Annotated in this window: 23 protein-coding genes and 7 pseudogenes; 14 read left to right on the top strand and 16 right to left on the bottom strand. The window is 22.6% G+C overall.

Annotation, left to right across the window (positions count from 1 at the left end):
* Window positions 1–6 precede the first annotated feature (6 nt).
* The 4 genes from AAHH39_RS02005 (at window position 7) to AAHH39_RS01990 (ending at window position 7,394) form a co-directional block, all read left to right on the top strand.
* Window positions 7–1,704 (top strand): hypothetical protein, encoded by a 1,698-nt coding sequence (locus tag AAHH39_RS02005; protein WP_342218659.1) that lies wholly within the window; start codon window positions 7–9, stop codon window positions 1,702–1,704.
* 3 nt (window positions 1,705–1,707) lie between these two features.
* Complete coding sequence (locus AAHH39_RS02000) at window positions 1,708–4,038, top strand: hypothetical protein (RefSeq protein WP_342218658.1); 2,331 nt, start codon at window positions 1,708–1,710, stop codon at window positions 4,036–4,038.
* Window positions 4,039–4,183: 145 nt separating this feature from the next.
* Entirely contained in the window at window positions 4,184–5,428 is a 1,245-nt protein-coding gene (locus AAHH39_RS01995; RefSeq protein WP_342218657.1) for a hypothetical protein, read from the top strand.
* Window positions 5,376–7,394, top strand: a complete 2,019-nt coding sequence (locus tag AAHH39_RS01990) for a hypothetical protein (protein WP_342218656.1) — start codon at window positions 5,376–5,378, stop codon at window positions 7,392–7,394. Before AAHH39_RS01995 ends, AAHH39_RS01990 begins: the two co-directional genes overlap by 53 nt.
* A gap of 97 nt (window positions 7,395–7,491) precedes the next feature.
* Here AAHH39_RS01990 and AAHH39_RS01985 read toward each other — a convergent pair whose 3' ends face one another.
* Together AAHH39_RS01985 and AAHH39_RS13235 are read right to left on the bottom strand one after the other, a co-directional pair.
* Entirely contained in the window at window positions 7,492–7,680 is a 189-nt protein-coding gene (locus tag AAHH39_RS01985) for a hypothetical protein (RefSeq protein WP_342218655.1), read from the bottom strand.
* 71 nt (window positions 7,681–7,751) lie between these two features.
* A pseudogene (locus tag AAHH39_RS13235) lies at window positions 7,752–8,219 on the bottom strand (IS30 family transposase); the annotation flags it as partial.
* Here AAHH39_RS13235 and AAHH39_RS01980 point away from each other — a divergent pair.
* Window positions 8,185–8,337 carry a hypothetical protein gene (locus AAHH39_RS01980; RefSeq protein ID WP_342218260.1) on the top strand — a complete coding sequence of 51 codons (153 nt, stop codon included), beginning with the start codon at window positions 8,185–8,187 and terminating at the stop codon, window positions 8,335–8,337. The pseudogene AAHH39_RS13235 and the gene AAHH39_RS01980 sit on opposite strands and share 35 nt — an antisense overlap.
* 53 nt (window positions 8,338–8,390) lie before the next feature.
* On the opposite strand, the pseudogene AAHH39_RS01975 reads toward AAHH39_RS01980, so the two are convergent.
* A pseudogene (locus AAHH39_RS01975) lies at window positions 8,391–8,867 on the bottom strand (helix-turn-helix domain-containing protein); the annotation flags it as partial.
* Window positions 8,868–9,564: 697 nt separating this feature from the next.
* Here AAHH39_RS01975 and AAHH39_RS01970 point away from each other — a divergent pair.
* Complete coding sequence (locus AAHH39_RS01970) at window positions 9,565–10,683, top strand: Mbov_0401 family ICE element transposase-like protein (protein ID WP_342218654.1); 1,119 nt, start codon at window positions 9,565–9,567, stop codon at window positions 10,681–10,683.
* 2 nt (window positions 10,684–10,685) lie between these two features.
* Here the strand turns inward: AAHH39_RS01970 and AAHH39_RS01965 are convergent, their stop codons facing one another.
* The gene (locus AAHH39_RS01965; RefSeq protein ID WP_342218653.1) at window positions 10,686–11,108 is read right to left on the bottom strand and encodes a hypothetical protein; all 423 of its coding nucleotides are present in this window, start codon (window positions 11,106–11,108) and stop codon (window positions 10,686–10,688) included.
* Between the two features lie 272 nt (window positions 11,109–11,380).
* Here AAHH39_RS01965 and AAHH39_RS01960 point away from each other — a divergent pair, with 272 nt between their 5' ends.
* The 4 genes and pseudogenes from AAHH39_RS01960 (at window position 11,381) to AAHH39_RS01945 (ending at window position 13,758) form a co-directional block, all read left to right on the top strand.
* Complete coding sequence (locus AAHH39_RS01960; protein WP_342218652.1) at window positions 11,381–12,097, top strand: transposase-like zinc-binding domain-containing protein; 717 nt, start codon at window positions 11,381–11,383, stop codon at window positions 12,095–12,097.
* 297 nt (window positions 12,098–12,394) lie between these two features.
* Window positions 12,395–12,487: pseudogene (locus AAHH39_RS01955) on the top strand (IS5/IS1182 family transposase); the annotation flags it as partial.
* A 165-nt stretch (window positions 12,488–12,652) separates the two neighbouring features.
* A complete protein-coding gene (locus AAHH39_RS01950) occupies window positions 12,653–12,838 on the top strand; it encodes a hypothetical protein (RefSeq protein WP_342218651.1) in 186 nt (61 codons plus the stop codon).
* A 161-nt stretch (window positions 12,839–12,999) separates the two neighbouring features.
* Complete coding sequence (locus AAHH39_RS01945) at window positions 13,000–13,758, top strand: BspA family leucine-rich repeat surface protein (protein ID WP_342218650.1); 759 nt, start codon at window positions 13,000–13,002, stop codon at window positions 13,756–13,758.
* A gap of 113 nt (window positions 13,759–13,871) precedes the next feature.
* Here AAHH39_RS01945 and AAHH39_RS01940 read toward each other — a convergent pair whose 3' ends face one another.
* The 5 genes from AAHH39_RS01940 to AAHH39_RS01920 form a co-directional block, all read right to left on the bottom strand.
* Window positions 13,872–14,735 (bottom strand): ABC transporter permease subunit, encoded by an 864-nt coding sequence (locus AAHH39_RS01940; protein WP_342218649.1) that lies wholly within the window; start codon window positions 14,733–14,735, stop codon window positions 13,872–13,874.
* Window positions 14,728–15,633 (bottom strand): ABC transporter ATP-binding protein, encoded by a 906-nt coding sequence (locus AAHH39_RS01935; RefSeq protein ID WP_342218648.1) that lies wholly within the window; start codon window positions 15,631–15,633, stop codon window positions 14,728–14,730. The genes AAHH39_RS01940 and AAHH39_RS01935 overlap by 8 nt, the downstream gene beginning before the upstream one ends.
* 150 nt (window positions 15,634–15,783) lie before the next feature.
* Window positions 15,784–17,187, bottom strand: a complete 1,404-nt coding sequence (locus AAHH39_RS01930) for an MFS transporter (RefSeq protein WP_342218647.1) — start codon at window positions 17,185–17,187, stop codon at window positions 15,784–15,786.
* A gap of 44 nt (window positions 17,188–17,231) precedes the next feature.
* The gene (locus tag AAHH39_RS01925) at window positions 17,232–17,960 is read right to left on the bottom strand and encodes a glycerophosphodiester phosphodiesterase family protein (RefSeq protein ID WP_342218646.1); all 729 of its coding nucleotides are present in this window, start codon (window positions 17,958–17,960) and stop codon (window positions 17,232–17,234) included.
* Window positions 17,961–18,112: 152 nt separating this feature from the next.
* A complete protein-coding gene (locus tag AAHH39_RS01920; protein ID WP_342218645.1) occupies window positions 18,113–18,907 on the bottom strand; it encodes a hypothetical protein in 795 nt (264 codons plus the stop codon).
* Between AAHH39_RS01920 and AAHH39_RS01915 the strand changes: the two are divergent.
* A pseudogene (locus AAHH39_RS01915) lies at window positions 18,889–19,606 on the top strand (IS5 family transposase); the annotation flags it as partial. The gene AAHH39_RS01920 and the pseudogene AAHH39_RS01915 overlap by 19 nt on opposite strands.
* A 228-nt stretch (window positions 19,607–19,834) precedes the next feature.
* Here AAHH39_RS01915 and AAHH39_RS01910 read toward each other — a convergent pair.
* Window positions 19,835–19,978, bottom strand: coding sequence for a hypothetical protein (locus tag AAHH39_RS01910; protein ID WP_342218644.1), 144 nt, complete (start codon window positions 19,976–19,978; stop codon window positions 19,835–19,837).
* A gap of 174 nt (window positions 19,979–20,152) precedes the next feature.
* Between AAHH39_RS01910 and AAHH39_RS01905 the strand changes: the two are divergent.
* A pseudogene (locus tag AAHH39_RS01905) lies at window positions 20,153–20,624 on the top strand (IS5 family transposase); the annotation flags it as partial.
* Between the two features lie 40 nt (window positions 20,625–20,664).
* On the opposite strand, the gene AAHH39_RS01900 reads toward AAHH39_RS01905, so the two are convergent.
* The gene (locus AAHH39_RS01900; RefSeq protein WP_342219300.1) at window positions 20,665–21,903 is read right to left on the bottom strand and encodes an IS256 family transposase; all 1,239 of its coding nucleotides are present in this window, start codon (window positions 21,901–21,903) and stop codon (window positions 20,665–20,667) included.
* 268 nt (window positions 21,904–22,171) lie between these two features.
* On the opposite strand from AAHH39_RS01900, the pseudogene AAHH39_RS01895 reads away from it, so the two are divergent.
* A pseudogene (locus tag AAHH39_RS01895) lies at window positions 22,172–22,495 on the top strand (transposase); the annotation flags it as partial.
* Here AAHH39_RS01895 and AAHH39_RS01890 read toward each other — a convergent pair.
* From AAHH39_RS01890 to AAHH39_RS01880, 3 genes are all read right to left on the bottom strand, one after another.
* Window positions 22,492–22,815, bottom strand: a complete 324-nt coding sequence (locus tag AAHH39_RS01890; protein ID WP_342218643.1) for a hypothetical protein — start codon at window positions 22,813–22,815, stop codon at window positions 22,492–22,494. The pseudogene AAHH39_RS01895 and the gene AAHH39_RS01890 sit on opposite strands and share 4 nt — an antisense overlap.
* A gap of 48 nt (window positions 22,816–22,863) precedes the next feature.
* The gene (locus AAHH39_RS01885; protein ID WP_342218642.1) at window positions 22,864–23,031 is read right to left on the bottom strand and encodes a hypothetical protein; all 168 of its coding nucleotides are present in this window, start codon (window positions 23,029–23,031) and stop codon (window positions 22,864–22,866) included.
* A gap of 152 nt (window positions 23,032–23,183) precedes the next feature.
* Window positions 23,184–23,468: a hypothetical protein gene (locus AAHH39_RS01880; RefSeq protein ID WP_342218641.1), complete on the bottom strand. Its 285-nt coding sequence runs from the start codon at window positions 23,466–23,468 to the stop codon at window positions 23,184–23,186.
* A gap of 4 nt (window positions 23,469–23,472) precedes the next feature.
* Here AAHH39_RS01880 and AAHH39_RS13230 point away from each other — a divergent pair.
* A pseudogene (locus tag AAHH39_RS13230) lies at window positions 23,473–23,604 on the top strand (IS30 family transposase); the annotation flags it as partial.
* A gap of 23 nt (window positions 23,605–23,627) precedes the next feature.
* On the opposite strand, the gene AAHH39_RS01875 reads toward AAHH39_RS13230, so the two are convergent.
* Window positions 23,628–24,302: a hypothetical protein gene (locus AAHH39_RS01875; RefSeq protein WP_342218639.1), complete on the bottom strand. Its 675-nt coding sequence runs from the start codon at window positions 24,300–24,302 to the stop codon at window positions 23,628–23,630.
* Window positions 24,230–24,433 (bottom strand): hypothetical protein, encoded by a 204-nt coding sequence (locus tag AAHH39_RS01870; RefSeq protein WP_342218638.1) that lies wholly within the window; start codon window positions 24,431–24,433, stop codon window positions 24,230–24,232. Before AAHH39_RS01870 ends, AAHH39_RS01875 begins: the two co-directional genes overlap by 73 nt.
* Window positions 24,434–24,562 lie beyond the last annotated feature (129 nt).

The following is a 24,562-nucleotide window of genomic DNA, read 5'->3' as shown; positions in this document are numbered from 1 at the left end:
TTAATCATGCCAATTGGTACAACTAATACAGCAATACTTTTAAATATAAATAAACCAAAACATACTAGAATTAGTAAACAACAAGAAAATAAAAGTTTTTGATGAGAAATTTTAGAAATGATTGGTGTACAAGTAATAGCAGTGGCATTTGCTCCTTTTACTGGTGGATTAAGTGAAAGTGTAGCACTTGGATTAGGTGCAAGTGATTTAATTGCTAGTATTAGTGCTGTTGGTGTAGAGTTTTTAACTGATTTTACTATTAATCAAGTTTATGATTATTTAAAAGGAAATGTAACACCATTAAATACTTTTTTTAATATATTATCTGCATTTGCTGGAATTAATAAAATTAGTCGTGGTTATCGTACTACTAAATTTATTAAGTTAGCACAAAAAACTAAAACATTAGAACAAATTGGTGTTAAAGAAGCAAAAAATTTACAAGAAATTATTAGTCAAGTAAGTGGCAAAGAAATTTTAACAGATAAAATTATTGGTAATAAACGTTATTTATTCAATTATAGTTTTGCTCCTAATCGTGAAACAATAATACAAAATTTAGGATATGTTGCTGAAAGACAATTTAAAAATAATTTTAAAAAGTTAGAAACCCAAGAGTTGAAAGATTATTTATTATTACAAAATACATTAATAAAATTAAGTCCACAATTAACTCCTAAATTTAAAATCAAAGATATTGAAAAAGCAAATAACTTTTTAAAAAAATATAATACTGATTTAAAAAAAGTATTAAAAATGAACCAACATGATTGATTAAATTTAGTTCATACAATACATACAGAGAATAGATATGGTAAATCTTTAATTTTGGATTTACAAAAAATTCGTGCAAATGTTATTAAATTTAATTTTAAAAATAGTATTATTCATCAACTTGTTTTAAAAGCAAATCAAACTTTTAAATATTTTGATATTAGATTTTATTTAAAAAAAGGTTTAAATAAATTTTGAAAAGATACTCCATATTTTGAAAAATTACGAGAAAGTATATATAAATTACAAGAGAAATTTGAAAAGTTAGAAAAACAAGCATTTGAAAAAATTAATAAATTAAAAGAAAAAACAACAAATTTATTTACTAGTGCAGAGAAAAAAGCAATTAAACATGCACAATTAATTCCATTAAATTCACCAGTATTTATGGGTTGTAAAATTCAACCTTTATCATTAAGTAAATGTGCAATTACTATTTATCATCGTAATCCTAAGTATAAACCAATTACAGTTGTTGATAGTATTCTTAAAGCAGAAACTTTTGTTACTCAAATACACCCGTTTCATTGATATAGATGATATAGTGGTTGATATATTGGTTATGGAATTAGTCGTAATAAATGATTAAAAGCAATTGCATTTGCTCCACCAGTTGTTCAACAAGTAATTAGAGATAGTTTTAAAGTTTATAGAGAAATATTTAAAATAATAAGAACTTATCATAAAGTAGTAAATGTTATTAATAATCCTATTGAAAATATTAATAAATCATTTAAAAGTGTTGGTTTAAAATTTTCAGTTAATACTTTATTTGGTACTGGACTATTACATCATTTAGAAAAATTTGCATATAGTCAAGTTGTAGAAAAAGGTAAAAAGAAATTACAAAAAAAAGTTATTCATATTGCACATAGAAAAACTAAAACAAAAACTAAACATTATAAAAAAGCATTTTTTAAGGAATGATAAATTATGATTAATAAACTTTGAACTGATGTCAGTTTAGAAAATTATAATAACTGATATCCATTAACTGGAAAAATTACAGAAACACCACAACAATATATAAATACATGACCTAATGTTAATGATTGATTTATAACTTTTGCTATTCGCGCTCAAAATGATATTAATGCTTATCTTAATTTTATTTTATCTAAATTTCCTTTTGATAGTTTTAAAGATGAATTAATTAAAGAAACATTAAGAGATATGGTTTATGTAATGGTTGAACATTGAGTATTTAATCGTACACCAATTGAATTTAATGTTGATACAACTATTCAATTTAATAATGGTAATCAATTTAGTGCAAGTAGTATTCCAACAATTAATGTTTGAGATTTAGCACCAAGTAGAATGAAAATATGAGCAAGATTAACAGAATTAAAACAAGTATTTTTAAGTTATAATCAAGATGAAATAGATATTGAAAAAATTGATTTACAAGCATTTTATACTAGAAATCAAGTTGATGAATTAATTAAAGAACAAAAAGAATTTACATTATCAAAACAAATGAAATTATATGATGATTTAATTGATGATAATGAAAATGAGATATATAGGGGTCATGTTACAAACTTTATAAATAAAGGTTATGTAGCAACTGAATATGACCCAAAAACTGAAACAATGATTTTAGATTGACCAGATGAAATTGGGACATTACCACCCGAAGCATTACAAAATAATCCACAAATTGGTGATTTTACTCATGCACCAACTTGTGATTTTTCTGCTAAACAACAAAAAAGAATTACTACTAATGAAAATAATATAACTAAATTGAATGATGAATTAACTAAAACTAATGAAATTATTGATGATATTAAAAATAATTGATTTAATATTGAAACTAGTCCATTATGAAAGCAAATTGATAATAAGGACTTGTATACAAATCAATGATATATTGTGCCTTGAACCTACGTTTATTTTGATAGTAAACAATTAAGTAGTTCTGTTTCAAAATTAACAAAAGTTATTATTGAATATAATTTAACAAAAGAACAAATGTTTATTATTGTTGAGAAAATTATTGTTGAAGACAATATTAACATTACACTTTCTTTTGATTTTAATACTAATAAATTTATAGTACAAACTTCATCTACAAAATATAAAGGTTGATTAGATAATGATAAATTATATCAATATAAAGGTATTGGAACACCAACTGAATTTATAGTTGATGAAAGTGTTGAACGTGATTATTATACAAAAAATGAAACAAATGACTTATTAGATAAAAAACAAAATATCAATGACGATAATTTACAAACAGTTGCTAAACTAATTGTTCCAGCAATTAATGAAAATAAAACTAATATAGATAAAAAACAAGATAAAATTGATGACTTGGAAAATAAAATATTTAATAATAAAGAAGATAAAAATAATGCAACAAATTTAGTTAATAATGTAATTAAAGTTGGAGTTACAAAAACTACATATTATAATGATCCAGTTGTTACAGATGACTTAGATATACCAAATAAAAAATATATAGATGATAAATTATTATTAAAACAAAATAAATTAACTGCGGGTACTAATATAACTATTGATAAAAATAATGTTATTAGTGCAAGTGGTGGTGGAGTTGACCCAAATAATTATTATACAAAACCAGAAGTAGATAAAAAATTAGAAGATAAAGTAGATATAGATAAATTTTCATATGCTTTTACTGTAAACGCTCTTGGTACTGAAAATCCTAATATAGAAACTACTAATAAAACTATTGTTGGTGCTATTAATGAATTAAAACAAAAAATAAATGATAAAAAATTTTCAAATGATTATTTTAAATATAATACTGAAACAAATGAAGTTTCATTAAATGATGAAGAAAATTCATTACTTTGTAAGGATTTATTAGAAAATAATGAATATAAATTATTAAAAACTCAAAATAAAAAATTATTACAAGCAATTAATGAAATATTAGAAAAACAACCACAACCCAGTCCAAGTGATTCAAATTGAAAAGATGTAGCATTTTCACAAGATAGAGAAACAATTATTTATGAATTAAAACCAGATACACATTATAGAATATTTTATGATGTTAGTGATAAAAGAAGTACTGGTTTAATTGGTAAATATCCAACTTTAATAAGTGAATTTTATTGAAAGTATTTAAACGAAACAACTTATAATGATTTATGAATTAATTTACCACATTGAGTTAATGGAATTCTTTCACATTTAGTAATAATAATTAATAAATATAAAATTTCATGATATAGAAATAGCAATGATGGTAATTTTTGAAAATTACAAGAATTACAGGAATAATATTATGTTTTTTAAAATTATAAAGATTATATTAGGTTTAATTGGAGTAATTCTATCATCTGCAACTGCTGGTTTAATTATATTTATTATTATAAAAATTATATTAAAAATTAATCAAATATTTTAAAGAAAGGTAGTGAGTATTATGCTAAGTTTATTTAAAAGAAAAGATAAAACAAATATTAATGATAATCAAAATGAAAAATTAAAATTTTTAACTAATAAAAATAAAAGTACACATGCTTCTATTTTAAATTATTTTGGTTTTAATGATTTTAATCATGAAACTTATTTTACTGATTTTGTAGCAGAAAATAATGCTAATCTATATAATGCTCCATTAGATATTAATAATGAAATTATTAAACAATATTTAATTCAACAAGAATTTTATAGAAAAAATTGAAATTCTATTTTTAAATTAAGTAAGTTAGGAATTAGTGGTTATTTAATTTATATTGCTAATGATAATTTATATTTTCAAGTAGTAGATATTCAACAAAGAGTTTATGATATTACTGGTAAATTAATTCAATGTACTATTTTTTATGATAATTATGAACAAAATGCACAAACAGTAAAATTATTTGAAGTCTATACACTAAATAATGAACAAGTAACAATTAATCGTGCAATTTATAGTATTAGTGATAATAAAAAACAATTTCCATTAGATTTTAAAACATATATTAATAATTCTAATTTATCACAAGAACAAACATTAAAAATTAACTATATACCAATAGTAATTATGCGAAATAAAGCCAATGAATTAGCAGATTGTGATAAAGTAATGGATAAAATTAAAACATTAGATGTTATTTATGAACAAATTGTTTTAGATACCATTTTAAATTCACCTAAATTTATTTTTGACCAAACTTATGGTAATGTTCAATCTTCAATGGAAGAAGCAGTAAGAATATTAGTTACTAAAAACTATATTTGAAAAACTACCGGTGATAATAATGAAAAAAATGAAAATATCAATATGACAAGTAGTAATTTTAAAGGTAAGAATTTAACTGATATATACGATTGAAATGTTAATGAAATATTTAAACGTTGTGGTATACATATACCAAGTCAAAAGAAATCAGCACAACAATCAGTACCAGAAAGTACAGCAGTAAATATTTCAACCATTAACTATATTGAACAAAAATTATGACAATTTAATATTGATATTCTTAAATTTATTCAATTATTAGTAAGTGTAGATAAAGATTTATTAAATAGTAAAACATTTAATATAAATAATGATAAAGAAATTAATAATTTAACTGTTAAATTAAAATTATTTAATCCCGAAAATAACCAATTAATAGGAGATAACAATGGACAACAACAAACCACAAACCAAGTTTCCACAGAAACAGAAGCAAACTAAACTTAATCAAGCAGAAGTAGAAAATGATTATTTAATTGATAATATTCCTTTTGATTTTACTAATATGATGAGAGCTACTAGTGACCCTGATATTAATAGAGCATATGATGAATTTAAAAAAAGAACTATATATATTTATGAAATTGAACGTTTATTTAAAAATAATGAAAATAATAGTTTAAAATTTTCAGCAAATACTATTAAAATTGGATTTATTGATATTGATAAAGTATTAAAAACTACTGCTGTTGAAACATCAGACTTTACTATGCAATTAAATCAAAGAGCTAGCACCAATATTAATGATAATACAATTGAATATAGTATGACTGATATTAAAAATTTAATTTTTCAAGAAATAAATTTATTAAATCAATTCAAGTTATATGCAGTTAGTATTAATGAACCATTAACTGAAAATAATATTGATAATTTATATATCATTAATAATTATTCACAACCTTATCAAAATCCAAAAACAAGAAGTACTAAAAGTATTACTATTATTAAAATTAAAGATTTTAAAACAAGAGATGGTTATCCAATAATTATTAAATTACAAAAACCATTAGACAAAGATACAAAAGTAACGGTTTTAAAAATTAAAGCCCCTAGAAGCATGATTTTCGGTAATATAAAGGTACTTGGTGAAGTTGACAATATGGAAGTATACCCAAAGTTATTTGTCAAAGATAAGATAGCATTTCCGCTATTATCAATGCCTATTGAAACCCAACCAAAAGTTAGAATATTAGAACAATGATTTAGTGAACAAATATTACCTTGAAATTTAGCAAAACAATTTATAGGACAAGAAAAATCAGTTTTAGATTTAATTAAAATTAGTAGTGGAACTGAAACAAGAAAAGAAGTTATAAAAAATGCAAGAGTAACTAATGCTTGATTAGGATATGAATTTGGTACTGTTTGAAATGGTAAATGACCATTGAAAAAAGAAAAAGAATTAAAAGATAAAGAAGTTTGAAATTTTTCTGAAAATGAATTTTATAGTTATATTGCAACTAACAATAGATTTAAAGATGTTGAAATTGAAATACAAGATGCACCTACTATTGATAGTTTACAAAAAGTATTGTTGGATATGTTAACTTATACATATACTTATAATAGAAACTTTGATGGATTTAATCAGTTAAAACTTAACGAAGAAATTGCACAATTACGTATTAAGTTTGAAAATCAAAAACCAATTGATATTATTACTAACTTATTTAAACAATGAGAATTAGATTATCCAAATTATACAAATTTGCCACAAATTAAAATTTTTAAACAATTAATTATAATGTTATCAAAAAATATTTATTCATCAATGTCAATTAATAATGGTTTAAATGATGATTATAAGTTATTATTACCTTACTATTTTGAATTAAAATCAAATCCAATTCATTCTACACCAGATAAAGTTTGAGAATTTAAAGATGTAAAAGTAATATTGAAATCTGTATATTTTGATTTTACAAATTTAAAAAATATTAAATTAAAAAATAATGATATTAGTCAAAATGAATTATTTAAACTAGACGATAATCAATTTAATTGATTATCTATAACAAATGAACTAGAAAGTAATAATATACCATCATTAATTCCTGCTGATTGAACATTAGGAAATGGTGAATATGGTAAATATTTTACAAGAGCAATTATTAGTACTAATAAAATTGAAAATGCTTTAAATTTATATGGTTCTAATAAATCTCAATTATTTTCTAAATTAGAATTTTATAAAGAAATTATAAAAATTGATAATAATAATGAGTTTGAATTACAAATTGAAAATCCGATTAATAATTTAAATCGGATCGAAGTTAGTGGCATATTTGGTGCTGGAAATTATGATTTAATTTTAATAACAGATAAACAAGAAATAAACTTAAAAAATATTAATTTATTTGATAAATATAACGAAAATATTTCTTATATAAATTTAGAAATCTAATTATCAAAATATCCATTTGGATATATGCCATCTCATTTTATATCATAATCAGACATAGGTTTAAATCCAAAATAAAGTGATATTTTATGCTTATCACTTATTTTATATTCTCATATAGTTGATCCCCCCAGTGGGAATTACCATCATAATCTAAAAAATAACATAAACATTTAGTTTTATTATGTGCAATTGAACCAATTATTAAACTAGTTATTCCACTTATAGTGCCAGTTAATGCTAATGCTAATGTTATTTTACTCAAATTTGTTTTTATTCATTTTTTCATATTTTATATGTCCCCTTTTTACAATAAAGTTATTACAAAACCTGAATTGTAAATATAAATGGGACAGTTTTTTAAAATAATTGTATTAAATCTATTGGTCTTTTATAATATAGTGATTTTCTGGATGTAGAATTAATTTGAAATGCTATAGTATTTAAATCTTTTTGTTTATATGAAGATAGATCTGTAGATTTTGGTAAATATCTTCTTAAAATACCATTATTATTTTCATTATTATTTTCATTTAAACCTCTTTGACAAGGTTTACCAGGATCTGCAAAATAAATCTTAACATTACAATTTTTTTCGATTAATTTTCATTTACTAAATTCTTTACCACGATCAAAAGTAATAGTTTTAACTGTTCCTTTTTGTAACTTTGAAATAAATTTTATTATACTTTTTGTAATATTTTCTGATTTATTATTTTTAGTTGCTAAAGGAATTGTGGTTTTTGATCATATATCAGCTAAAGTAATAATAGAACTTTTATGATCTTTACCAATGATAGTATCACCCTCTAAATGACCAAATTCTTCTTTTAATTATGTAGAAAAGTATGGATGACCAAAAATTATTCATCAATTTACACTTAAAATATTATTTTTAATTAAAAATTTGTTAAAAGTAACATTATTTAGTGTAAAAATTCTCTAAAAATAACACTTTATCATGTATCATTACTTTTCTACAAAATTAAAGAATTCTTCTATATTTTTAATATTAGGAATGATTAAATTTCTTTCATGAATAGACTTACAATTATTAATTCTGCCCCTAGTTTCTTTTTGTTTGTGAGGTTTATTTTTTCCTTTTCTCAATAAGTTATTTTCATCAAAACCCATTCGATTTGTTTTAAACATGTTATATAAAGTTTTTGTTGAAATACTTTTTATTTTATTTTCCTTTAAAAAATTAGCAATTATATCAAGAGCATAATTTTTAGTAATTAACAAATGATTAATAGTATTAATTTCTATTAAAGTTAAAATTATTAATTTTCTACCTGCATTTTGTTTATTTTTTTGAATTTTATTCAATATTTCTAATGGTAATAAGTTTTGATTTAATAATCTACAAACTCTATGTACAGTTGATTTACTATAATCAATGGCTTTTGCTATTTTACGAATCGAAAATCCATAACTTTTATATTCTTTTATTGCTATTATTGATTCAATAGTCAGATACTTATTTTAATTATGTAGAAAAGTATGGATGACCAAAAATTATTCATCAATTTACACTTAAAATATTATTTTTAATTAAAAATTTGTTAAAAGTAACATTATTTAGTGTAAAAATTCTCTAAAAATAACACTTTATCATGTATCATTACTTTTCTACAAAATTAAAGGATACTTATACATTGTGCTAATTCCTTTCTTTTCTTAATTATAGAATTAACACAATTTAATTTTTATATAAGTGTCCTTTTTAATTTTACAATTCAGGAAATATAAAAAATAATTAAAAAAGAAAAAATACTTTTTAATTTATTTTTTTTAATTGTAAAAATTCTATTATTTTTTAAATCTCATTCTAAACTCTAAAATCTATATATAAGTATATATATTTTTTAAAATATTTATATTTATTTGCTTATTTTTTACAAGTATAAATTTAAACGCAAAATAACACCTAAATTAAAGGTGTTTATTTTATGAGACCAATACTATTAATTGTATGTCACTTGTTTATTATATGGAAAATATGAAAGTACTTTTTTTTCGGAATACCATTATTTTATTCATAATTACGTTTTTATGTGGATTATTATGGATAAAATAAATTATTAATGTTATTTATAATATTTTCACACTTTAAATTTATGTAAATTAAAATTAATAATTAGTATAAAAAAACAGATTAGGAGAGTTAAATATGAGTTTTAATTATTTATGAACTTTAAAAGAAGCAACTGAAAGAATGTATCAATCATTTAGAGATGATATAAAAAATCAATGAGAAAAAACAGATTGAAGAATATTAAAAGAAAGAGATAAAAAATATATTCCAGTTAAAATTAAAACAAGAACTAGAAATACTATAAATGGTCTTGTCACTTATAAATGTCGTGATTATAAATACTATGATGAAAAATTAAAAAAATGAGTAAGAGTTTGTTTATTAGATGAAGAATTGCAATTACCTAAATATAAAAGAACTTGCCAAGATATAAAAAATAATGTTATTGAACATTTTGCTGATGGAAAAAGATATATTGATATTTTACATACTATGAAACAAACAAAATTTAGTACAACCGGTATTAGTAGAATATTTCAAGAGTATCAAGTTAGTAAATTAGATGTTCCTAAAATAAAATTAGAACCAAATCAATTTATTTATATTAGTATTGATGATGGACATCGAAAATTTTGAAAATTTAAACGTAATTCTGGTAAATATTCAATGCGTTTAGTATTATTTTGTACAGATAATGTTAATCATACATTAGTTAATAAAAGAGCAGATGTAATAATAAGACCAACAAAAACTAAACTTGGATTTAAAAAAACTGCTGAATTTATTTTACAACAAGGACAAAGATTTTTTGAAAATTTTGAACAAGCAAAAATAATTATTTGTGGTGATAGTGCTGGGTGAATTAAAGAAGTTGCAGATTATTTAGGTGCTGAATTTGTTTTAGATAAATTCCATTTGGTTAAAAAGTTATATATAGGAATTATTGCTGGAAATAAGGGAAAATATTGAAATGAATATAATACTTGTAGAACTTTTATTGAAAATGGTCAATATGATGAATTAATTAAATATATGAGTGAAATATTAAAAAATCATAAAAAATTAAAAAAACAATATTTTAAAAATAATAAAAAAGGTATTGTTAATCAAGGTGCAAAGTGAAATATTGGTTGTTTTACTGAAAGTAATATTTGACATATTTTAAAAGAAATGCTTGGTAATAGAACATATAGCATAAATATTTATATTAAAATGGTTATTTTTAAGTGCAATCAAATAAATTTGAAAACATAATTTTAATGAATATAATAATTACTGATTATTTCACAATTTGCAATAGCGTCTCAAAAATTATTATTTTTTATTTTCATTTTTAAACCAATAATGAAAAAAGTTAATGCTATAATTATAACTATAAAAATTGGTATTACTATTATTAATAATATAACTCCAATTTGCAATTGAATTCAATTATAATAATTTTGATTATTTTGAAAAATATGACATAAACATATATGATTTGCACAATGACATAAAATAGAATATGTACTATAAATTTTTAAAATATTAAATCCATTTATAATTTTAATTTGTTCATGATTATGATAATTGAAATTTGAAATACCAATTAATATTAAAGCAGTAGTAATAATTAAAAGAGTTAAAATAAATAGTAATACAGTTATTAACTGTAATTTTTTAAGTTTGTAAATTTTCATTTTTAAAATCTCCTTAAATTTATTTGTTAATTTTAACATTTAATAAAATGTAATATAAGTATTTTTGTTGTAATTATTTTTAATTAGTAGTAAGATAAATTTACAATTGCATATAATTACAATTATTTCTTGTCTAGAATTTAAGAAATGGTTAATAAGTAATTATATCCTCCGTTTTTGTTACCGTCCCAAATATATTTTTATATGGTATTTTTAATATTAAAAAGGTGATTTTAAATGAATAAAATACAGTAAAAGAAATTTTAAATAATTTGTCTGATAAAGATTTTATTGAGATTTTTAGAGAAAATAAAACTAGAATTAAACAAATTGAGAAAAAAGAAAAATTTGAAGCAGTCGAACAAAAATTCAAAGAGAAAGGGATTCAATGTCCAGATTGTAGTTCTTTTTTGTGTACTAAATATGGTAGTAAAGATTATAAGCAAAGATATAAATGTAAAAGTTGTAATATTACTTTTCATGCTTTTAAAAATCATTATTTTTATTGAAGTCATTTATCTCATGATCAATGAGATTTATTGATACAAATAGCTACTTTAGGTCAATCTGCTTATATTATTTCTCAATTTATTAATACTACAAATAAAACTGCCTGATTTAATCGTCAAAAATTTATGAAATCAACACAATTAGTAAAAACACAAAATCAATTTGTAAAATTAAAAGCTAGAATTGAAATTGACGAAACTTTTATCAAAGAAATTCATAAAGGAAACTTTAAAGATCCAAATGATCCAAGAAAACAATGAATTGAAGAAAATGCTAAAGATTTAAATTGTTGTATTCAAATGGCAATTGATGAAAACCGAAATATCTATGCTCAAACAACAAATACTAAAAGATTAAATAAAAAATGAGTACAAGAAAACTTAACATCGAAACTTATCGAAGAAAATTCAATTATAGTTTGTGATATGCAAGTATTATATGATACAGTAGCTAAACAAACTAAATCCACTATCCAGTAGTTTAAATCAAAAGAAAATAAAGAATTAAATTATAAAAAATTAAGTAATGTCAGTAAAATACAATCAAGTTTAAAAGAATTTATTACTCATTACCATGACATTGGATTTACCAATATTCAAAATTACCTCAATTTATGGAAATGAAAATATCAACACTACGGATTAACCCCTTATCAAAAATCCAATGTGTTATATTTCAGTTTGTAAAAAAAATAAATCCCAAAATTTAATAAAATCAAATTTTAAGTCAAGTTGATGACTTTTTTTATTTTACCACTACTTTTCTACAAAATTAAAAGAAGATTATGAAAAAATTGTGAAAGAAAACTAAATACTAGTTTACAAATGGTTGTTCTTTCATTTATTTCAGTTTTATTAAAAAGATTCTAAACAGGTTCTAAGACCATTAGAACAAAAATTGCGAAAAGAAGAAAAAAATGAATAAATAATTATAAACAAATAGAAGTAATAAAAAATAGACCATATTGTCAAGAAGAAAGAAAACAACGAGAAGCATTAAAAAGTCAAGAATTTGAAAAATTAAAACATGTACGTATGAATGAACCATCTGTTTATCATGATGGAACTTTTGGTATACTTTTTGATACAGTTTTAAAAACTGGTGAAAAATTAAAAGGTTCATGAAATGAAACTAATAAAATCAAAATTAATGAAATACCTAGTTGTTCTCAATGAGAAAGAAGGGCAAATAGCAATCCATATAGTTCTCCATTTAAATAAATTTTTATATTTAAAAATAACTAATTTCATTAATGAGATTAGTTATTTTTTATTTCTATCATAAACTAAACACTTATTGCATTTATTTTTAAACGACTTAAAATATAATTAACTTCTTAAACTTAAGAAGTTATTGGGGAAAACAAAAAAAGGAGATCTTAATGAAAATATTAATCAAAATATTAAGTGTTTTAACACTTGCAACAACCACAAGTAATTTAACTAGTTTCTTAAACACAACTTTACAAAAAACTAATATTACAACTAATTATATTGAAAATAAAACACAGCAAGATACAATTTACATTGACAAAGATGGCAAAGAAATAACAACTAGTGAAAGAGATTTGTCAAATATAAATAGTAAAGAAGTTATTCAAATTGGATTTTTTAAAAATGAACAAGAAGAAATTCAAGTTGTCAGAATGCCAAAAACAATCGAAAAAGTTCCAGAACAATTACCACCAGAAATAACATCTCTATGCGATATGTTTTTTAATGCATTAAAATTTAACCAAGACATTTCAAAGTGAGACACTTCTAATATAACAAATATGGACGGCATGTTTTATGGTGCTTCAGCATTTAATCAAGAAATTCTAAATTGAAATACTTCAAAAGTAACAACTATGTGAGCTATGTTTTATGGCGCTACATCATTTAATAAAAGTATTTGAAAATGAAATACTTCAAAAGTAACAAATATGAGTTCTATGTTTTTTAATGCTTATTCATTTAATAAAAGTATTGCAAACTGAAATGTTTCAAATGTAACACATATGGGATATATGTTTTATGGTGCTTCAAAATTTAACCAAGACCTTTCAACATGAAATGTAGAAAAAGTAACAGAGCATAAACGTTTTAGTCTTAATTCAGGAATTGATAATTCTAATAAATTACCAAAATTTAAAAACTAAAATCAAAAATTTTAATAAAAAAGTAATATCTTATTGACATTAAATAAATAAAAATGTCTTTAAAACTTTAAAGACATTTTTATTAAACTCATTTATTAAACAATATTATCAATTTACAAAGATAAATCTTTTTTAATAAGAAAATAATTTCCTAATGGAAATAAACCAAGAGGTACTATTAATATTATTGGATATTGTCAAGCAAAATCTAATGCTCTAATAGAAAAAATCGGTGCTTTTGCTACTTCTGTAACACCCGGAGCAGGTGTTATATTTGGAATATCACCAAACTTAAATGGAGAATTTAATAAAGAAGCAATTGTCATATATTTAAAATATTTAAGGTACTCAACTTCAGGAATAGAAGAGAATAATGTCATTATTTGAAACAAAATAAATACTGTTGAAATACCTGTTGCTACTGAAAGAGAAATAACTGACTTATTAAAGTAACTAATAAAAGTTCAATTAATTGATGCTCAAAGTAAAGCCAATAATATTAAACCCAAATTATATAAAACAAGATATCCAAATTCTTGAAGTTTAAAATCTTGAAATCTAATTGGAAAAATAATTAATTGAAAAACAAAAGCCGAACCATATAATATTAATATTGAAGAAAGCAAAACAAAAAGTTTTGAATTTAAAATAGTTTTTCTAGACATTGGCATTGTTAATCATGAAGCTAAATAACCTTTATCAATTTCTTTAGAAACTAAAATATGATTTAAAATTAAACTAAAAGAAAAAATTAATATTAACCCCGGAATACCAAAAAAAACAAAATTAAAATAAGTCATGGCACCTAATCCACCTAAACATGATACTCCATGTTCTTCACCAATGAATGTAATAGTTGGAGCAAGATAATCTTGTGTTAAAATGGGAGCTATTAAAATACATAAAATTATAAAAAATAATATTAATGGAATTTTAACATTTTTAAATTGTGTTTTAACAAATCTAAAATTAATCATTAAAATTTACCTCATCCTTATAAAATTTAATAAAATATTCTTCTAAACTAAATGGTAATTCTTTAAAATTATCAACTTTATAAAGTGATAATTCTTTTAAAAACTTATCAACATTAGTACTTAAAACATTCACTTTAATAACTTTTGTTATATTATTTTTTTCAATAATATCTCATTTTTTATTTAAGAAATCATTATAATCTTTCACTGTTGAAAATTTAATTTCATAATTTTTCTTAGCAGAATTTTGTATTTCCTTAATTGATATTTCAGAAATTATTTTCCCTTTTTTAATAACAGCAACTTTATCACATATATTTTCAATTTCGCCAAAAATATGGGAACTCATAAATATTGTTGCACCTTCATTTTTAGAATTTCTAATTAAAGTATTAAACCTTTCTTGCATTAAAGGATCTAAACCTGAAGTTGGTTCATCTAAAACTAAAACTTTTGGTTTATGCATAAAAGCTGAAATAATCGCTACTTTTTGTTTCATACCCTTAGACATTTTTTTAATTTTTCTTTTTGCATCAAGTTCAAAATAATTAATTAATTTTTCAACATATGCCCAAGAAATATTTTTTCTAATATTAGCTACTGTCTTTAAATAAACAATTCCTGACATATAATCAGGCAATGTTACTTCACCAGCTAAATAGCCAAGAAATTCCATAATTTTTGCCGATTCTTTTCAACAATCATAATCTAAAATCTTTGCAAAGCCAGTATCAGATTTAATAAAACCTATCATTTGTCTAATAACAGTAGTTTTTCCAGCACCATTAGGGCCAATAAAACCATAAACTTCACCTTTGTTGATTGAAAGATTAATATCAAAACAACCAATATTTGGAGAATATTCTTTAGTTAAATTTTTTAATTGAATTATATTCATATTTTCCTCCAAACTAAATTAATTCATGAAATTATTATAAACCAAAAAGAAGAAAATGTAAATAATGATATGTTTCTCTTTTATAAGAGAATCTTTAATATACTTATTTTCAAGTTTTATAAAATATTATCATTTAATTAAATTAAATAATTAAACGTTTCCTAACTCACGAAAACGAAATGAAGTTTTATTTAGTTTCTTTAACTCTCGTTTATTTAAAATATAAATAATTATTCCGGCAATTAAACCAACTAAAACACAAACGATAGCAATAATTAATAAAATTTGAATTCCCTGCAATGAATAATTTCGATGACCATCAACCACATAAGAATTATTTGGCAATTTTCCAATGGCTGAAGCAACATAATTAAATCAAGCATCTGGAGTAAAAGCAATTCAAGAAATTAATGATATTGTACTAGCATAACTATTTTTTTCCATTGGTAATTCTCCAACTTGAACAAATCTTAACGTCAATAATGCTCAACCTACACAACCAATAAACATAAAAAGTAAACACATTATAAATTGAAATAAAATTTGAACTGCTTTTGATGACTGTAAAAATCAAGCATTACCTCAACCAGGGATAACTACATATAAAGAACATGCAATCATTCCAACTAATAATAAAAATATTAAACCCAAAACGTAAGACTTTCACTTATCAGCTCAACGACCAATTGGACTAGCAACTAAAAATCTTAAACCATATGAACGAATTCCACCAAGAATAGTTACTACACCAACAGTAACACCAACTTCTGTTAAAGCATCTTTCATATAATATGCAAAAGTAGACTGGAACATGTACATTCCAAAAACAAAAATACCACAAAGTCAAACTCGTAAAAATTTCATTGGTTGAAATAGTGAAATTATTTTTTCTTTTCAAATAATTTCTGTTTCTTCACGTTTTTTATTAGGAATAAATATTCAAACTAATAATGCCATTATAAGTACCATACCACAAATAAAATAAGCAAAAACTAAAAATGGTATTTTTGTAATAAAATCATTTTGACCATACTGATTTTGTAAATTTTTAGTTAAAATTGTTATTCCTGTTGCAATTCCAGCAATAAAAATTAAACCAAATAATCCCAAAACTGTGCCTTCAAGACCATAAGCAACACCTTGTTGTTCTTTTGTTACATTCTGTGATACTAATTTTCAAAGTGGTGCTCAAAAAAGTCCCGCAATCGAAATACCCCATATTGTATAAATAATATACAATTGAATCATTCGTATATTTTTATCCATATTAAGTTGAATTATTAATGTTCATCATAAACCACATAATCCAGTTATTATAAGTGATACTATCATTATTTTTTTTGCACTAAAACGATCAGTAAGTCAACCGCCTGGAATTCTAGAAATAAGAGCAACAAAACCATAAATAGCAACAACAAAATCAAACTCATCTTGATTTAAATTAATATACTGATTAAAGTTAGGAATAATATATCGTAAATAAAGCACTCCACTAAAAACAAATAAATCAGATAAAGCTAAAATGCTAATAATCAAAATAGTTTTACTATCCAAGTTGTGCGTAAAACTTTTTCAACATTTACTTAAAAATATCTTCATTATTTATTTTTCTGCTTTCATAATAATTTAGGATTATCACTAATATAGCCAGCTACTTGATTACCATAGATTTCATTTATCTTCACAGCTTCTTCATCACTCTTAAATGTTCATATATTTAACGGTTTTTTTAATTTTTTTAACTTACTAATCATTTCAAAATCTAAAACTACGGAAATTGAAGTATGCAAATAATCAAAGTTTTTAATATACCTCTCACTAAAATCATTTTTATTTTCAAATAAATAACCTTTTTTCATAGGATATTTAATTCTTTTAACAATTTCGTTTAATAACTGGTGATTAAATGAAGAAACAATAATTTCGGCTTTACTTTTTTTTTCTAATTTTTTAATTTCTGAAAAAATAACCATTAATTGATTTGAGGTATATTTACGATTAATTTCTTCTTTAATTTCAACATTAATCATTTGATAATTTTTACTTAATTTTTCAATAAAATCATTAAATAATGGTGGAATTCATTCTTTATTATTTTTAAAAAATTCCAAATTAATAATTTCTTCATATAATAAACTACTAACCTCACTTTTATTATTGGCAATTCTTTCAAATGTATCATCATGAAAAATAATTACTTTATTATCTTTTGTTAATCGAATATCAAACTCTACTGCTTGGCAAATTTTCAAAGCATTTTGGAAATCAATGATTCGATTTTCACCTTCTGTAGAACGAAATCCACGATGTGCCACTAATAATGCCATAAAATAAACACCCCCAATATTCCTATACCTAATTATTTTACACTAGACTTGTTTTGTAATTAAAAAAGTACTTTGTGTTTCCCAAAAATTCAACTATAAAATTTTATTTTTTTAAGTTTAAGTAAAAATTAACAATTAAAATTAATATTTAATTAAGGAATAAGTCTCGTTACTGAATTATAATCATAAATATCACTATCTAAATTACTTGCAAATAGAATACTATTATTTCATTCAAAGTTTTGTTCTGCTATTTTTTCACTAAGTAACAATTGTTCAATAGATTGATCTAATTCTAAATTATTTGATATATCTTTTATAATTTGTTCATCACACATATCATCAAAAATTAAATTAGATGACAAATTTTCACTACTTAGTACCGAACTTTGTTCTTCATTAGCCATATATTCAAATTCTTTTTCCTCTAACAACTTATCTAATTCTGTTTCTTGTGTTTCTGAATAAAGTTGTAATTCTAAAACATCTCATGCAATATTTTTTATTTGTTCACTACACATATCATCACAATTAAAACTGCTTAAATCAAAATTTTGTTTTAAAGTAGAAACATGACTAGATTGCAATTCTCTTTGTTTTTGCTTTTTTTCTTTATAGCATTGATATCATTTTTTATTATATTCTTTCATTCTTGCCTTCACTTCTGGCCTTTGAACATACTCTTTTATTTTTTCTTTATTTTGATGACATCATTTTTTATTATATTCTTGCTTTCTTGCCTTCACTTCAGATTTTTTAAAATATTCTTGTATTTGTTCTTTCTTGCGTTGATATCTTTTTTTATCATATTCTCGTTTTTTTTCTTTTACTTCAGGTCTTTGAGCATATTCTCGATTTCTTAGAACCTGTTTAGAATCTTTTCGAAAATAATGTAAAATGATTATATATTTTAAAATAAGAGGTATATATGCATAAAAATTATCCAAGTCATGTCACCAAAGAACAATTTGAGAACATAAAATCAATTTTAGAAAATAGCAAAAAGAAAACAAAACCAAGAAGTTTAGATTTATATGAAGTATTTTGTGCAATTTTATATGTATTAAAAAGTGGTTGTCAATGAAGAATGCTACCAAAAAATTTTCCAAAATGACAAACTGTATATTATTATTTTCAAATTTGAAGTAAAAATAATGGTAAAGAACCTAGTGTATTGCAATTAATTTTAAAAAAAATTAGTTAAAAAAGTTCGTATCAATAATAATCGCAAAGAACAAACTAGTTTTTGTATAATTGATTCGCAAAGTGTTAAAAATACAGATACTACTGAAAATAAAGGTTATGATGCTGGTAAAAAGATTTCAGGCATAAAACGTCATATTGTTGTTGATTCTCAAGGTTTACCACATGCAATTTACATAACCACAGCAGAAAAAACAGATCGTAATAGCGCTATAATAATGATTGAAAATGAAAAAGAAAATCTTTCTGCAGTTCAAAAAATAATAGTAGATGCTGGTTATACTGGTGAAAAATTTGCTTCTGAAATCAAAACAATCATAAATGCAAATGTTGAAGTGATAAAACGTAATGAATTACATACTTTTGTAGTATTACCAAAAAGATGAATTGTAGAACGAAGCTTTGCTTGATTAGAAAAATACAGAAGATTATGAAAAAATTGCTTTAATTTTGTAGAAAAGTAATGATACATGATAAAGTGTTATTTTTAGAGAATTTTTACACTAAATAATGTTACTTTTAACAAATTTTTAATTAAAAATAATATTTTAAGTGTAAATTGATGAATAATTTTTGGTCATCCATACTTTTCTACATAATTAAAAAAAAATTGTGAAAGAAAACTAAATACTAGTTTACAAATGGTTGTTCTTTCATTTATTTCAGTTTTATTAAAAAGATTCTAAACAGGTTCTTACTTTCACTTCTGGCCTTTGTTTATATTCTTTCCTTCTTGCTTTCACTTCAGGCATTTGAACATATTTTTTTTGTTTTTCTTTAATAAGTTGATATCTTTTTTTATCATATTCTTGCATTCTTATCTTTACTTCAGAATTTTGATTATACTCTAATTTTTTTTCTTTATTTTTTTTATATCATTTTTCATTATTTTTTAGTTTCTGTTCTTTATTAAGTTTATATAAGAACCTGTTTAGAATCTTTTCGAAAATAATGTAAAATGATTATATATTTTAAAATAAGAGGTATATATGCATAAAAATTATCCAAGTCATGTCACCAAAGAACAATTTGAGAACATAAAATCAATTTTAGAAAATAGCAAAAAGAAAACAAAACCAAGAAGTTTAGATTTATATGAAGTATTTTGTGCAATTTTATATGTATTAAAAAGTGGTTGTCAATGAAGAATGCTACCAAAAAATTTTCCAAAATGACAAACTGTATATTATTATTTTCAAATTTGAAGTAAAAATAATGGTAAAGAACCTAGTGTATTGCAATTAATTTTAAAAAAAATTAGTTAAAAAAGTTCGTATCAATAATAATCGCAAAGAACAAACTAGTTTTTGTATAATTGATTCGCAAAGTGTTAAAAATACAGATACTACTGAAAATAAAGGTTATGATGCTGGTAAAAAGATTTCAGGCATAAAACGTCATATTGTTGTTGATTCTCAAGGTTTACCACATGCAATTTACATAACCACAGCAGAAAAAACGAGGCTTTTTAGAAATCTGTGTATCTTTGTTTTACAAAGTACTAGTTCAGATTAATTCTATCTTCAAATTTTATCATAAAATGAGCAATTGCTGTATTTCAATTTTGAATAGGCAATGTTCATTTTTTTGTTATATTTTCAATTGCTAAATAAAATATTTTAAAAACTGACATATCATTAGGAAAAGCTTTTTTGTTTCTAATAACTTTTCGTAATTGACTATTAACAGATTCAATAGCATTTGTTGTATAAATTACTCTTTTGATTTCTGCAGGATAACTAATAAAAATCATCAAATTTTCTCAATTTTTATATCAAGATTTAGCAATTTGGGGATATTGTTTATTTCATTTACTTTCAAATGATTCTAAAGCTTGCATTGCTTGTTCTTCACTACATGCACTATAAATTGGTTTTAAATCTGTAACTAGAGTTTTTCGATGTTTGTATGAAACATATTTTAAACTATTTCGAATTTGATGAACAATGCATAATTGATGTTCTGTTTTAGGATAAACTGCTTGTATTGCTTCTGACATGCCTGTTAAATTATCACTACAAGCAATCAAAATATCATTTAAGCCTCGATTTTTCATTTCTGTGAAATTAGCTAATCAAAATTTAGCACCTTCATTTTCACTAATTCATAAGCCTAAAACATCTTTTTTACCTTCTAAATCAACTCCTAATGCTATATAAACTGATTTATTAATAATCCGTTTATCTTGTCGAACTTTAACTACTATACAATCAAAATAAACAATCGGATAAATGCTTTCTAATGGTCGATTTTGTCATGTTTTGACATCATCAATAACATCATCAGTAATTTGACTAATAACACTTTCACTAATATCAGCACCATGATATAACTCTTGTAACTGCATTCTAATGTCAGATAGAGTCATACCTTTTGCATATAGTGAAAGCACTTGTTGATCAAAACCATCAAATCTTCGCTGTCTTTTTGCAACTATTACAGGAGTAAAATCACTATTGCGATCTCTTGGTACATCAATCTCAATTTTACCTTGTTGAGTTATTAATTTTTTTGAACTTGTACCATTACGAGCATTTTCAGTATTACTATGTTGATTTTTTTCATATCCTAAATAATTTTGCATTTCAGAATTCAACATTTTTTCAACTAAACGTTTTGTTAATTCTTTATATAAACCCCCTTCTTTAAAAACTGTTGTTAAATCTTCAGTATTTTCTAATAATAAATCTACTGCTTTTGATATTGGATCATTATTATTAATATTTTGTTTTTTAGCCATCTGTAACTCACTCTTTCTAGTCATTTAATTATATTTACTAGAATTAATTAAACATAGTTATTTTTGTAAGTTACACAGATTACTAAACATTGCCGAAAAAACTTTTAATTATGTAGAAAAGTATGGATGACCAAAAATTATTCATCAATTTACACTTAAAATATTATTTTTAATTAAAAATTTGTTAAAAGTAACATTATTTAGTGTAAAAATTCTCTAAAAATAACACTTTATCATGTATCATTACTTTTCTACAAAATTAAAGGAAAAAACAGATCGTAATAGCGCTATAATAATGATTGAAAATGAAAAAGAAAATCTTTCTGCAGTTCAAAAAATAATAGTAGATGCTGGTTATACTGGTGAAAAATTTGCTTCTGAAATCAAAACAATCATAAATGCAAATGTTGAAGTGATAAAACGTAATGAATTACATACTTTTGTAGTATTACCAAAAAGATGAATTGTAGAACGAAGCTTTGCTTGATTAGAAAAATACAGAAGATTATGAAAAAATTGTGAAAGAAAACTAAATACTAGTTTACAAATGGTTGTTCTTTCATTTATTTCAGTTTTATTAAAAAGATTCTAAACAGGTTCTAACAACTTATCTAATTCTGTTTCTTGTGTTTCTGAATAAAGTTGTAATTCTAAAACATCTGATGCAATATTTTTTATTTGTTCACTACACATATCATCACAATTAAAATTGCTTAACTCAAAATTTTGTTTTGAACTAAAAACATAACCAGATTGTAATTCTCTTTGTTTTTGCTTTTTTTGCTTATTAAGCTGATATCATTTTTTTCTATATTCTCTCCTCCTTGTTTTCACTTCGGGTCTTTGATCATATTCTCGTTTTCTTGCTTTTACTTCAGGTTTTTGATAATTTTCCTTCCTCCTTGCTTTCACTTCAGGCCTTTGTTTATATTCTTGTTGCCTTTCTTTATTGCGTTGATATTATAATTTACTATTTTTTAGTTCCAGTTCTTTATTAAGCTGATATCATTTTTTTCTATATTCTCTACTCCTTGTTTTCACTTCAGGTCTTTGATTATATTCTTGTCTTTTTTCTTTATTTTTTTGAAATAAATAAGGTACATTAATAACTATACTTTCATTATCCATATGCTTTGCTCCCCCTATAAACATAATTAATTAAATTTTATTTAAACTTTTACCATATTTTTTCTATCTATCAAAAATTATATTTATTTTTTTTGATAAATAAAAGTCTTAGTTTAAACTTAAACAAATTATTATTAATACTTTAAAATTAATTAAGGAATAAGTCCAGTTGATAAATTATAATCATAAATATCACTATCTAAGTTACTTGTAACTACAATACTATTATTTCAATGAATATTTTGTTCCGATATTTTTTTACCAACTAATAACTGTTCAATAGATTTATCTAATAAATTTAATTGATCTAATTCTAAATTATTTAATGCATCTTTTATAACTTGCTCATCATACACATCATCATAAATTAAATTAAATGAGAAATTTTCACTATTTAATAACAAATTTTGTTTTAGTGTTGGTTTACCAACTAACAACTGTTCAATAGATTTATCTTTTAATTATGTAGAAAAGTATGGATGACCAAAAATTATTCATCAATTTACACTTAAAATATTATTTTTAATTAAAAATTTGTTAAAAGTAACATTATTTAGTTTAAAAATTCTCTAAAAATAACACTTTATCATGTATCATTACTTTTCTACAAAATTAAAGGATTTATCTAATAAATTTAATTGATCTAACTCTAAATTATTTAATGCATCTTTTATAACTTGTTCATCATAAACATTATTATAATTAAAACTACTCAATTCAAAATTTTGTTTTGAACTAAAAACACGATCAAATTGCAATTCTCTTTGTTTTTGCTTTTTTTGCTTATTAAGTTGATATCTTTTTTTATCATATTCTTGTTTTTTTGCTTTTACTTCAGGTCTTTGAGCATATTGTCGTATTCTTTCTTTATTAAGTTGATATCTTTTTTGATTATTTTTTAGTTCCTCTTCTTTATTGGTTTTATATAATGTCTGTCTATATTCTTTTTTTCTTATTTTCACTTCGGGTTTTTGAGCATATTCTCTCATTTTCAATTTTACTTCAGACCTTTGAGTATATTCTTTCTTTTTCAATTTTACTTCAAACCTTTGAACATATTTTTTCTTTATTGCTTTTACTTCAGGTCTTTGAGCATATTCTCTCATTTTTTCTTTATTCTTTTGATATAACTCTTGATCATATTTTCTCCTCCTTGCTTTCACTTCAGGTCTTTGTTTATATTCTCGATTTCTTGCTTTTACTTCGGGCCTTTGAGCATATTCTCTCATTTTTTCTTTATTCTTTTGATATCATATTTTACTTTTTTTCATTTCCCGTTTCTTATTAAGTTGATATAATCTTTTTTATATTCTTGTTGTTTTTCTTTATTAGATTGTTTATTAACTATTTCATTAATTTGAAATGAATAAACTGTATTAATAACTATACTTCCATTATTCATGTTTTTCCCCTCTAAATATAATTAATTTAATTTAATTTAAACTTTTACCACATTTTTTCTATCTATCAAAAATTATATTTATTTTTTTGATAAATAAAACTGTATTATTGCGATTTTTTTCAAATTCTT

This window comes from Spiroplasma endosymbiont of Amphimallon solstitiale, assembly GCF_964030965.1.
In the GTDB taxonomy this organism is placed as follows: Bacteria; Bacillota_I; Bacilli_A; order Mycoplasmatales; family VBWQ01; genus Spiroplasma_E.
Note: the sequence above shows the minus strand (reverse complement) of the source record. Positions and strands in the feature narration are given on the sequence as shown.